Source organism: Nocardia exalbida NBRC 100660 (assembly GCF_000308575.1).
GTDB classification, from domain to species: Bacteria; Actinomycetota; Actinomycetes; order Mycobacteriales; family Mycobacteriaceae; genus Nocardia; species Nocardia exalbida.
In genome coordinates this window covers 23,022-34,118 of sequence record NZ_BAFZ01000044.1, presented here as the reverse complement: position 1 = coordinate 34,118, position 11,097 = coordinate 23,022, and the positions used below count along the sequence as shown (strand labels likewise).

Genomic DNA, 11,097 nt, shown 5'->3' with positions numbered 1-11,097 from the left:
GCGAAATCAGCCCCATCGCCAAACCCCGCGAAATCCACATCGTCCCCGAACTCCCCAAAACCCGCAGCGGCAAAATCATGCGCCGCCTCCTCCGCGACATCGCCGAAGGACGCGAACTCGGCGACACCTCCACCCTCGTCGACCCGAAGGTGTTCGAATCGATCGCCCGCGGGTAACCACAGAGCGGCGGACCCGGCCACAAGGCAGATGAGGGGGTCCGGGTCCGCTGCTCGCCCTCCTGGGTCCGCCGTCCCGCCGCGACACGCCGGGCAGCGACCTCTGAGCACACCGGATTGAACCGCAGAGCCGCCCTATTCCGTTGACGAGGCGAAGCAGCACCGGCACAACGCCGCGCCGCGCGCCTTCGGAACGGAACCCGACATGACACTCGACGAACAACTCCGCACCCGGCGCAGTGTGGTCGCCGCCGGGGCGGGCATCGCCGCCGCGGCGGCGGTCACCGCCTGCGCCACCTCCGGCAAGAGCGAACCCCCACCCGCGCCGGGCGACCGGCCCGCCGATGCGGACCGGCAGGCGAACACGCTGGCCAAGACGGCCGACATCCCCGTCGGCGGCGGCGTGATCGCCGGTGACACCGTGGTGACCCAGCCCAGCGCGGGCACCTTCGTCGGACTGTCGGCGGTGTGCACGCACGCGGGATGCAAGGTCGCGGCGGTGTCCGGCGGCACCATCAACTGCGCCTGCCACGGCAGCAAGTTCGCGTTGGACGGCTCGGTGGTCAACGGCCCGGCCACCAAACCCCTCGCGCCGCGCGCCGTCCGGGTCTCGGGTGATTCGGTGATCGCCGGGTGAGCCGGTCGGCCGGGTTCAGGAACCGCCGAACATCTCCGCCATCCGGCGGTCCATCTCGTCGGGCGGCACGTCCTCCACATGGGTGGCCACGGTCCACCGGTGCCCCCACGGGTCTTCGAAGGCGCCGCTGCGATCCCCGTAGAACTGGCTGGTCATCGGCGTGAGCTCCGTGGCGCCCGCGGCCAGCGCGGCGGCGAAGGCGGCGTCGGCGTCCTCGACGTACACGTACAGGTTCACGGGGGTGCCGCCGACCGTCTTCGGGTCGAGGAAGTCCATATCCGGGGCCGGATCGCCGAGCATGACGACGGAATCGCCGAACATCAGCTCGCAATGGGCGATCTTGCCGTCCGGACCGGGCATCCGCATACGTTCGGTGGCGCCGAAAATGTTCTTGTAGAAATCGATCGCCGCCGCCGCGCCGTCGATGGCCAGCCCGGGTGAGACCACCGGATAACCCTCGGGAACGGGTTTGACATCAGACATGGAGAACCTCCGGTCGAGGCGTTGTGTCGGACCATGTCGAGCCTATTCCCGCGATCCGCGCAATTGGCCGGATCGTCGGAAATCAGGGACCCGCGGAGCCTTGCAGCCGACGCGCCTGGGCCGCGGTGAGCGCGCTGAGCACGGCGGGGTCCACCGCCTCCGGCGCGGTCACCGCCACCTGTAGCAACGTGCTCCCCACCTGGACGATCGCGACCGACGAGCCGAGGGCGAGCCCCTCGCTGGTGGCGCGCACCTGGAAGGCGCCCGCGGCGTCGCCGACCGGTGGCTGGGCGAGCCCGCCGATCCGGTAGTCCACCGCGATATCGGTGGCGTCGTCGCCGGAATAGCGCGTGCACCGGCGCAGCGTCTCCTGCACGGCCGAGAACGCGGCCGGGAGCGAATCGGCCGGATAACTCGCCGCGTCGATATCGATGCTGGAGAAATTCGGCCCGGCGTATTGCGTGGAGGCCTGAGCCAGTGCGCCGGAGTATTGCGCGCCGAGCGGAGTGAGTACCTTCGCGCATTCCGCCGGATTCGTCGCCGAGGTAGCGGTCGAGGCGGTGCCGGTGGCAGCGCGTGGCGGCAGCGCGGTGAAACCGGATGGCAGATCGGCGTCGCCGAGGAGCCGGGCGGCCAGCCGTGCGGAATCGGTCTCGGGCGCGGCGGTCACCGGGACCGCGGCCACCGTGGGCCCCAGCGGCGGCAGCTCGTGCGCCTTCGGCTCGGCGGGCTCGGCGGTCCCGCAGCCCACGAGGAGCGCGACGGACGCCACCGCGAACGGCAGGGCGCACGCACGGGTCATTCGGTCCACGACACCTGCGTATCGAGCGTCTGGCGCAGCGTGCTGTCGCTGTGCGGATCGCGGTAGGCCTGATGCCCGCCGACGGTGATGGATCCGGCGACCGGCAGCGGCAATCCGAGATCCACCGTGATGGTGCCCGCGCCCTCCATGACGTAGTCCCGGATGTCCAGCGTGCCCGCGTTGTTCGGCAGGTTCCACACCGGCGACTTGGGCTTCTGGGTGACGTGCAGTTCGATGGTGAGCCGGTCCCCGTCGCGTTTGCTCAGCGTCGCGGTGGTCACCTGGTCGAGCAGGACGCCGCTGCTCACTTCCTGGCGCACCGTCCACACCGCGCCCTCGCCGACGGGCTCGTCGGGAAACGCGATCGACCGGTACACGGCCTGGTAGAACGCCTGCTCGAGGGCGGCGCGCGCGGTGTTCGACGCGTCGGGGGCCGGTTCGAGCCGCAGGGCGGTGATCGTGCCCAGATCGCTGAGGTCGAAGCCCGCGTGCGAGCCACCGATCTTGGTGAGCGCTTTGGCCATCGTCGGGTCCGGTGAGGTGACCGTGCCGAGGGTCAGATCGATGCCGTCCGCGGTGGTCTGCGCGGTCATCGGAATGGTCAGCGCCGGGGTGGAGAAGTCGCGCTTGGGCTGTTCATCGATCTGCTGTTCGATGTGGTGGGCGGTATAGAGCGTGACCCGCTGCACGGTGCCGGCCGGATACTCCGGCCGCAGCAGCGAACGCGGTTCCGCACCGGCCGATTCGACCGTGGCGACCGCGGCCGCGATCGGCACGGTCACTTCCTTGCCGATTCCCAGCGGCTCCGTTCCGTCGGCCTCACCGCTCGACTCCGCGCCGTCGCCGCAACCGACGCCGAAGGCCGAAAGCCCGACCGCGAGCACCATGAGCAGCACGCCCGAGCGTGCGCTCCGGGCAGAGCCCGGGCTCCGATGAAGGCGGGGGGAAGACAACACCGTCACGAGCAACAGCGTACGACCGCTTCCTGAGTGTCAGCTGGGACATCCGAGTGTGCGCCGGTCGGCGTGCCACGCGCCGTCCGCCGGGCGCGGGCCGGGCAATCGGACGCGCGCACCGGGCCCGATCGGGCTCGAGAGATGATAGTCGGCGTGAGTGACGACGGGCCGCCCGAGGAAAACCCAGCAAACACCGCCGATCCGACGACCGAGCCTGCTCCACCGCAGCGCCTGCGGACGCTGCTCGTTCTCGCCGCGGTGGTGCTGGGCCTGGATCTGCTCACCAAGACCATCGCGGTCGCGAAACTGACGCCGGGCGACCCGGTGTCGATCATCGGTGACGTCGCGCGCCTGAGCCTGGTGCGCAATCCGGGCGCGGCGTTCTCCATGGCCACCGGCATGACCTGGCTGCTCACCCTGGTCGCCGCCGCCGTCGTCGTCGGAGTGGTGCGCATCGGCCGCACCTTGCGCTCGCTGGGGTGGGCGATCGGTCTGGGCATGGTGCTCGGCGGGGCGCTCGGCAACCTGATGGACCGGTTGTTCCGCGCGCCGGGCCCGCTGCAGGGCCACGTGGTGGACTTCGTCGCGATCGGCTGGTGGCCGGTGTTCAACGTCGCGGACTCGGCCATCGTCTGCGGCGCGATCCTGCTGGTCGCGCTCACCGTGTTCGGCTTCGAACCCAACGGCACCCGGGTCGGTCACGGCAAGCCCGGCGACGCGAGCGAGGGCAGCGCGGCATGAGGGAGACCAGGACCATGCCCGTCCCCGACGGGCTCGACGGCATGCGCGTCGACGCGGGCCTGGCCCGCCTGCTCGGCCTGTCCCGCACCGCGGTGGCCGCGCTCGCCGAGGAGGGCTCGGTGCAGCTCGACGGCGTCGCCGCGGGCAAGTCCGACCGGCTCACCGCGGGCGCCTGGCTCGAGGTGATCTTCCCCGAGCCGAAGCGAGAATTGACCATCGAGGCCGAACCGGTGGAGGGGATGAAGATCCTCTACGCCGACGACGACATCGTCGCGGTGGACAAGCCGGTCGGCGTGGCCGCGCACACCGGTGTCGGCTGGAGCGGGCCGACCGTCGTGGGCGGGCTCGCCGCGGCCGGATACCGCATCTCCACCTCGGGCGCGCACGAACGGCAGGGCATCGTGCACCGCTTGGATGTCGGCACCTCCGGCGTGATGGTGGTCGCCCAGTCCGAGCATGCGTACACGATGCTCAAGCGCGCGTTCAAGCAGCGCACGGTCGACAAGCGCTACCACGCCGTGGTGCAGGGCCATCCCGACCCGAGCAGCGGCACGATCGACGCCCCGATCGGCCGGGCCCGCGGCAACGACTGGAAGTTCGCCGTCACCGCCGACGGACGGCCCAGTGTCACCCACTACGACACCGTCGAGGCGTTCCATTCGGCCAGCCTGCTGGACATCCATCTGGAGACCGGCCGCACCCATCAGATCCGGGTGCACTTCTCCGCGATCCGCCACCCCTGCTGCGGCGATCTCACCTACGGCGCGGACCCGCGCCTGGCCGAGCGGCTCGGACTGCAACGCCAGTGGCTGCACGCCCGGTCGCTGGGCTTCCAGCATCCCGCCGACGGCCGCTACCTGGAGATCACCAGCGAGTACCCGGACGACCTGAAACACGCGCTGGACGTCCTGCGCGATGTCTGACCGCCGGCTGCCGCCGCGGCGCGGTATCTTCCTCGCCGCGGCGGTGGTCGCGCTGATGGCGCTGATCTACGCGCTGGGCGCGCTGCATCCGCCGTATCGCACCGCGCCGGGCACCGACCGGCTCGGGCCCGACCGGGGTGAGCAGGTCACGGATTACCTCGACCGGTCCCGTGATTCGCTGGAGGCGGGCGGCGAGGAACCCCGCTGGGCACTGGTGTCGTTCACCGAACCGCTGGCCCCCGAGCAGATTCCGGCGCACAGCGGCGGATTGCGGATCTCCCAGGTGCTCTACCGGGTGCCGGTCCCCCGCGTGCAGACGCCCTTGGTAACCGTGCCCGTCCCGGAAGGTGCGGCCGCGGCGGTGGATTCGGCGCGGGACGCGGCCTGGCTGCTCCCCCGCCCCGCCGACGACCGTTCCGCCCGCGTGGTGGAGTACTCCGCCGCCCGGCTCCGGGACGGCTGCGGCTGCGTCGTCGGACTCGTCGTCCGGGGGTCCTCGGCGCAGTTGCGGGACCTGGCCGGGCGCAACGGCATCCGCGCGGTCCAGGCGCTTCCCGCCGACGCGGTGGCGGGCAGCTTCGCGGTGGTTGCGCTGCTGCCCGATTACCGCGACGTCGTCCTGCCCGGCCCCGACGACGGACCGGTTCCGCAACCGTGAGCGGCCGGGCGCTCAGTCCGGCAGGGTGACGACGCCGTCGAGGTAGCGGCGGCAGCGCCCGAACAGCAGCACCCGGTCGCCCGCCAGTTCGCAGCGCAGGCTTCCGCCGCGGCGGGAGAGCTGCCTGGCGTGTAGTTCGGTGCGGCCGAGCTGCTCGCTCCACAGCGGCACCAGCTGGGCGTGCGCGGATCCGGTCACCGGATCCTCCGGAACGCCCACGCCGGGGCCGAAGAAACGGGAGACGAAATCGACCGAGTCGCCGGGCGCGGTGACGATCGCGGCGCGCGGCAGGGCGGGGAACGCCGACAGCACGGGCGCGGCATCGCGCACCTCCTGTTCTGTCGCCACGACGATCACCTCGTCGGCGCCGGAGTACGCGGCCACCGGACGCACGCCGAGCGCCGCGACGAGCGCCGGATCGGGCCGAACCGGGATGCTCGGCACCACCGGCAGGTCGAGGACGAACTCGTCGTCGTCGGTGCGGTCGACGTGCAGCCAGCCGCTGCGCGTGTAGAAACTCACCCGGTCCTCGCCGGGATGCAGGTCGGCCAGGATCTGCGCGGCGCTGGCCAGGGTGGCGTGCCCGCACAGCGCGACCTCCACCCTCGGGGTGAACCACCGCAGGTGGAAAGCGGGCCACTCACCCGGCGGCATACCCGCCTCGGGAGGTAATTGCGATGTATAGAACGCGGTCTCGGCGAGATTGTTCTCCTCGGCCAGCTGTTGCAGCAACGCATCCGGGAGCCAGGACGGGAGCGGCATCACCGCGGCCGGGTTGCCCGAGAACGGTGCGTCGGCGAACGCGTCGATCTGGTGCAGCAGTACCTCCATAGTCTCCAGAAGGTACTCCAACTCTGAATGGCCGCTTCGCACAAGGCTTCTCGTGGCGCGGCTAGTCAGGCGTCCAGTCTGTCAGGCGGCTCCGCCGGGCGAGCTCGGCAGCAGTTGCCGCTTGTCGCCGAGCAGCACCGCGCTCACCCACCACGCGACCTCGACCAGCACGATGCCCACCACGCCGCAGGCCACCGCCGCGCCGGTGAGCGCCGGGTTGGAGGGGTCGAGTTTGAAGAACTCGCGGGTGAAGGGAACGGTGAACAAGAAGACGTACGCCGCCACCGACGCCGCGATCAGGACCACCTTCCACCAGACGTACGGACGCGCCACGATGGCCAGCACCCACACCGCGATCATGATCAGGGTGATGAGGGCGGTGGTGCCCGCCTGGACCTTCTGCTCCTCGCTCGCGTCCGGTCCGGCGTAGGCGATCAGGTACGCGACAAAGGTGGCCGCGCCGATCACCGCGCCCGACGGGATGGCCAGTCGCATGACCCGTCCGACGAAGCCCGTGCGGGCGCGCTCGTTGTTGGGCGCGAGCGAGAGGATGAACGCCGGGATGCCGATGGTGAACCAGGCCGCGATGGTGACGTGGCGCGGCAGGAACGGGTAGGCGATGGGCTCGTAGTCGAAGATCTGGGACCCGACACCGGCGATCCCGACCAAGAAGGCGAGCAGGACGGAGTAGACGGTCTTGGTGAGGAACAGATTCGAGACGCGCTCGATGTTGCCGATCACCCGGCGTCCCTCCCCGACCACATAGGGCAAGGTGGCGAACTTGTTGTCCAGCAGGACGATCTGCGCCACCGCCCTGGTCGCGGGGCTGCCCGAACCCATGGCCACGCCGATATCCGAATCCTTCAACGCGAGAACGTCGTTGACACCGTCACCGGTCATCGCCACGGTGTGCCCGCGTGACTGCAAGGCGGACACCATGGCCCGCTTCTGGTCCGGACGGACCCGGCCGAAGGTGGTGTTGCGGTCCAGCACGCCGGCCAGCCCATCGCGGTCCTCCGGCAGTTCCCGCGCGTCGATCGGGTGATCGCCGCCGGGCAGGTCGAGCGAGGAGGCCACCGCGCCGACCGACACGGCGTTGTCGCCGGAGATGACCTTGATCGAGACCTCCTGGCTCGCGAAGTACTCGAGTGTGTCGCGGGCGTCGGGCCGGACCTTCTGTTCCAGCACGACCAGCGCGGCGGGCCGCACGACGCCGGGAGCGTCAGCCGCGTCCACCGCACGGTCGCCGCGTGCCAGCAACAGCACGCGCAGACCGGAGGCGCCCAGTTCCTCGGCCACCCGCGCGTCCGCGGAGTCCGGGTCCAGCAGCACGTCCGGCGCGCCGAGCAGCCAGTCGCCGTGCTCGCCGTAGGAGCAGCCGCTCCATTTCTTGGCCGAGGAGAACGGCGCGACGGCGGTGCGGCGCCAGCCGGGACCGTCCGGCAAGGCCTCGACGATGGCCTGGACGCTCGCGTTCGGGCGCGGATCGTCGGCGGCGAGCGCGGCCAGCGCGGCGCGTACCTCGGCGTCGTCGAAGGTGTCCAGGGTCTTCAGGTCCGACAGCCGCATGCCGTTCTCGGTCAGCGTGCCGGTCTTGTCCGCGCACACCACGTCCACGCGGGCCAGGCCCTCGATCGCGGGCAACTCCTGGACCAGGCACTGGCGCCTGCCCAGCCGCACCACGCCGACCGCGAACGCTATCGAGGTCATCAGCACCAGCCCCTCGGGCACCATCGGCACCAGCGCGGCCACCATCCCGGTGAGCGCGGGACGCCAGGACTCCTTGCTCGAGACGAGCTGGTTGTAGATGCTCAGCAGGCCCGCCGGGATCAGCAGGTAGGTGATGAACTTCAAGATCTTGTCGATACCGCTGCGTAGCTCGGAGTGCACCAGGGTGAACTTGCTCGCCTCCTCCGCCAGCCGCGCCGCGTAGGCGTCCCGGCCGACCTTGGTGGCGCGGTACGCGCCGGACCCGGACACCACGTAGCTGCCCGACATCACCGTGGCGCCGACCGCCTTGTCGACCGGATCGGCCTCGCCGGTGAGCAACGACTCGTCCACCTCGAGCTGCGCGGACTCCTCGACCGCGCCGTCCACCACGATCTGGTCGCCCGGCCCGAGCTCGATCAGGTCGTCGAGCACCACGTCGTGCGGCGCGACCTCGACCGCCGTGCCGTCCCGGCGGACCGTTGGCTTGGCCTGGCTGACGATGGCCAGCTCGTCGAGCGTGCGCTTGGCGCGGATCTCCTGGATGATGCCGACCGCGCTGTTGGCGACGATCAGCAGGCCGAACATGCCGTCGATGATCGATCCGGTGGCCAGCACCAGGACGAAAAGAACCCCGAGGATGGCGTTGATCCGGGTGAAGACGTTCGCGCGCACGATGTCGCGGACCGAGCGGCTGGCCCGATCGGGGACGTCGTTGGTCAGCCCGTCGCGGCGACGTTGCTCGACCTCGGCCGCGGTCAGTCCGGTGGCGCCCGAAGCCTGCACGGTAATCGACATGACCGCAAGGCTACGGGACAACTACGTTCGTCCTCGTGCGGCGAAGCAGGTCCATCCCCGGTGCAGCGTTCGGAGCGAGCGCGTACTTCTTGTGGGGACTTTTCCCCGCGTTCTTCGGTTTGCTGGCGTTCGCCAGTCCGGGTGAGGTGGTGGCGCAGCGGATCGTCTGGACGCTGGTCGTCGTGCTCGCGGTGCTCGCCGTGAGCGGCCGGATACGCGAGTTGCGCGGCATCGGCGGCCGCGTCTGGCGCCTGGCCGCCGTCGCGTCCGCCGCGATCGCGCTCAACTGGGGCGTGTACGTCTACGGCGTCACCTCGGGGCACGTGGTGGAATGCGCGCTCGGCTACTTCATCAACCCGCTGGTGACCGTCGCGTTCGGGGTGGTGATCTTCCGCGAACGGCTGACCGGCGCCCAGTGGGCCGCCCTGGCCCTCGGCGCGGGCGCGGTGGCCGTGCTCACCGTCGACTACGGCAGGCCGCCGGTCATCGCCCTGGCCCTGGCCTGTTCGTTCGCCACCTACGGCCTGGTGAAGAAGGTGATCCCGCTGGACGCGCTGCGCGGCATCGCCGCCGAGGGCATCGTCGCCGCGCCCTTCGCGCTGGCGTTCGCCGTCGCTCTGGCGATCACCGGGCACAGCGAATTCGCTTCCGGCCCCGCGCACACCGCGCTGATGGCGGCCACCGGACCGGTCACCCTCGTCCCGCTGCTGCTGTTCGCCGTCGCGGCTCAGCGCGTCGCGCTGTCCACCATGGGCCTGCTGCAATACCTGACCCCGGCGCTCCAGATGGCCTGGGGCGTCGCCGTCGCGCACGAGCCGATGCCCGCCTCGCGATGGGCCGGTTTCGCGCTGATCTGGGCCGCGCTGGCGATCTTCACCACCGAAGCGCTGCTGCGAGCCCGGCGGGCGCGGCGCACATCGCGCGTCGCCACCACCACAGGCCCACCCGCGAGCGAAACTCGGACCACCCTGTGAGCTATGTCCTCCAAGCGATGTGGAGGCGCGCCTCCGGCGGATAATTGCTACAGGCGTAGCATATGACTACGATCGTAGAATGACCGCGCTTCCTGCTCGCGACCTGCGAAATCACACCGCCGACGTGCTGCGCCGTGTCGAGGCCGGCGAGGAGATCGAGATCCTCAAGGACAACCGGCCGGTCGCGAAGATCATTCCGTTGCCGCGGCGGCGACAGTGGGTACCCGCCGCGGAGGTCCTGCGTGAACTGGTTCGCCTGGGGCCGGATACTACGGGCCTACGGGAAGAACTCCGTCAGACATTGTCCGAGACGACGGACGACCTGCCGTGGTGAACGACCAACGCGCCCTGGCCGACACGTCGATATTCATCGGCCTCGAGGCGGAACGTTTCGACCCGGCACGATTCGACGGGTACGAATGGGGTGTCTCGGTTGTCACTCTCGGTGAACTCCGCCTCGGGGTGCTGCAGGCCGCCGGCCCCGAGGTATCGGCCCGGAGGCTGGCGACCTACCAGCTGGCCCAGCGGTTTCAGCCACTCGAGGTAGACGAGACCGTTTCGGAGCAGTGGGCGTTGCTGGTCGCGCGCCTGCGGGCCGCCGGACGCAAGGTGCCGATCAATGACAGTTGGATCGCGGCGACCGCGCTGGCACACGACATTCCGATCGTGACCCAGGACGGTGATTACGATGCGATGCCCGACCTGAAAGTGCTGAAGTTATAGAAGTCCGGCGGCGCACCGACCCATGAGGCCGACGCCGAACAACCAGCTCTTTCGAAAACGACGACGGGCCGGTCGCGGGGACGAATCCCGGCGACCGGCCCGGCCGGTGGTGCGAACTCAGCTGCAGGCCGCCGACTGCTGGCCGAGGTTGGTCAGCATGGTGCAGGCCCACGCCTTCTGGATCTTCCACTTGCCGTTGTCGGCGACGAACGGCACGTCGACGATGTTCTCCTGGCCGTTGAGGATGAACTTGGCCTTCGCGTTCACGCTGTCGCCGAACGAGGTGACGTCGGTGACCTCGATCTTCACGTCGGCGCCCGCCGCGGCCTGGGACAGGCGGTCCGGCAGCGTCGGATCGGCTTCGGCGCCCTGGACGTTGTCCAGCTTCTCGGAGGCCGGCACCGACGGGTCCAGCGCACGGGAGAGGGCGGTGTTCAGCTCCGCGGGAGTCGGGACCGGCGGCAGGTTCGCGCTCGCGGTCGCCGACGCCTTGGCGCTGGTCGACGTCTTGGCGGCGGGCTTGCTGTCCTTGTCGTCGCCACCGCAGGCGGTCAGGCCAAGCGCGGCGACGATGGCCAGGCCGGCGATCGCGATGCGTCCAGTCTTACGAAGCTTCAACTGCTCGTCCTTTGCGTTCGAGAGGTCCGTGTCGTGTTCCACCTTGACAGCCGCCACCCGAACCGGCGGC

Annotated in this window: 14 protein-coding genes; 8 read left to right on the top strand and 6 right to left on the bottom strand. The window is 70.3% G+C overall.

The genetic code is table 11. From position 1 onward, the window contains the following. Positions 1 to 176, top strand: a 176-nt coding sequence (locus ON29_RS34590) for an AMP-binding enzyme (protein ID WP_157172730.1), incomplete at its 5' end; no start/stop codon positions are given. 205 nt (positions 177 to 381) lie between these two features. Continuing rightward, the gene (locus ON29_RS10205; protein ID WP_040865957.1) at positions 382 to 813 is read left to right on the top strand and encodes a QcrA and Rieske domain-containing protein; all 432 of its coding nucleotides are present in this window, start codon (positions 382 to 384) and stop codon (positions 811 to 813) included. 15 nt (positions 814 to 828) lie between these two features. On the opposite strand, the gene ON29_RS10200 is transcribed toward ON29_RS10205, so the two are convergent. The 3 genes from ON29_RS10200 to ON29_RS10190 form a co-directional block, all read right to left on the bottom strand. Next, positions 829 to 1,296: a VOC family protein gene (locus ON29_RS10200; RefSeq protein WP_040865956.1), complete on the bottom strand. Its 468-nt coding sequence runs from the start codon at positions 1,294 to 1,296 to the stop codon at positions 829 to 831. 82 nt (positions 1,297 to 1,378) lie between these two features. Next, entirely contained in the window at positions 1,379 to 2,098 is a 720-nt protein-coding gene (locus ON29_RS10195) for a hypothetical protein (protein ID WP_051175055.1), read from the bottom strand. After that, on the bottom strand, positions 2,095 to 2,985 hold the full coding sequence (locus ON29_RS10190; RefSeq protein ID WP_063825288.1) for a hypothetical protein: 891 nt from the start codon (positions 2,983 to 2,985) through the stop codon (positions 2,095 to 2,097). Before ON29_RS10190 ends, ON29_RS10195 begins: the two co-directional genes overlap by 4 nt. A gap of 210 nt (positions 2,986 to 3,195) precedes the next feature. Here ON29_RS10190 and lspA point away from each other — a divergent pair, with 210 nt between their 5' ends. The 3 genes from lspA to ON29_RS10175 are packed head-to-tail and all read left to right on the top strand — an operon-like array spanning position 3,196 to position 5,376. After that, complete coding sequence (gene lspA, locus ON29_RS10185; RefSeq protein WP_051175054.1) at positions 3,196 to 3,795, top strand: signal peptidase II; 600 nt, start codon at positions 3,196 to 3,198, stop codon at positions 3,793 to 3,795. Then, positions 3,792 to 4,718: an RluA family pseudouridine synthase gene (locus tag ON29_RS10180; RefSeq protein WP_040865953.1), complete on the top strand. Its 927-nt coding sequence runs from the start codon at positions 3,792 to 3,794 to the stop codon at positions 4,716 to 4,718. Before lspA ends, ON29_RS10180 begins: the two co-directional genes overlap by 4 nt. After that, complete coding sequence (locus ON29_RS10175; protein ID WP_051175053.1) at positions 4,711 to 5,376, top strand: hypothetical protein; 666 nt, start codon at positions 4,711 to 4,713, stop codon at positions 5,374 to 5,376. The genes ON29_RS10180 and ON29_RS10175 overlap by 8 nt, the downstream gene beginning before the upstream one ends. A gap of 12 nt (positions 5,377 to 5,388) precedes the next feature. Here the strand turns inward: ON29_RS10175 and ON29_RS10170 are convergent, their stop codons facing one another. Further along, complete coding sequence (locus ON29_RS10170; protein WP_040865952.1) at positions 5,389 to 6,207, bottom strand: PhzF family phenazine biosynthesis protein; 819 nt, start codon at positions 6,205 to 6,207, stop codon at positions 5,389 to 5,391. A gap of 81 nt (positions 6,208 to 6,288) precedes the next feature. Further along, the gene (locus ON29_RS10165) at positions 6,289 to 8,712 is read right to left on the bottom strand and encodes a cation-translocating P-type ATPase (RefSeq protein WP_040865951.1); all 2,424 of its coding nucleotides are present in this window, start codon (positions 8,710 to 8,712) and stop codon (positions 6,289 to 6,291) included. Between the two features lie 35 nt (positions 8,713 to 8,747). Here ON29_RS10165 and rarD point away from each other — a divergent pair, with 35 nt between their 5' ends. The 3 genes from rarD (at position 8,748) to ON29_RS10150 (ending at position 10,409) form a co-directional block, all read left to right on the top strand. Beyond that, positions 8,748 to 9,686, top strand: coding sequence for an EamA family transporter RarD (rarD, locus tag ON29_RS10160; RefSeq protein ID WP_051175052.1), 939 nt, complete (start codon positions 8,748 to 8,750; stop codon positions 9,684 to 9,686). 79 nt (positions 9,687 to 9,765) lie between these two features. Beyond that, a complete protein-coding gene (locus ON29_RS10155; RefSeq protein WP_040865950.1) occupies positions 9,766 to 10,020 on the top strand; it encodes a type II toxin-antitoxin system Phd/YefM family antitoxin in 255 nt (84 codons plus the stop codon). Next, the gene (locus ON29_RS10150) at positions 10,017 to 10,409 is read left to right on the top strand and encodes a type II toxin-antitoxin system VapC family toxin (protein ID WP_040865963.1); all 393 of its coding nucleotides are present in this window, start codon (positions 10,017 to 10,019) and stop codon (positions 10,407 to 10,409) included. Before ON29_RS10155 ends, ON29_RS10150 begins: the two co-directional genes overlap by 4 nt. 117 nt (positions 10,410 to 10,526) lie before the next feature. On the opposite strand, the gene ON29_RS10145 is transcribed toward ON29_RS10150, so the two are convergent. Continuing rightward, positions 10,527 to 11,027 carry a WKL family lipoprotein gene (locus ON29_RS10145; protein ID WP_040865962.1) on the bottom strand — a complete coding sequence of 167 codons (501 nt, stop codon included), beginning with the start codon at positions 11,025 to 11,027 and terminating at the stop codon, positions 10,527 to 10,529. Positions 11,028 to 11,097: the final 70 nt, after the last annotated feature.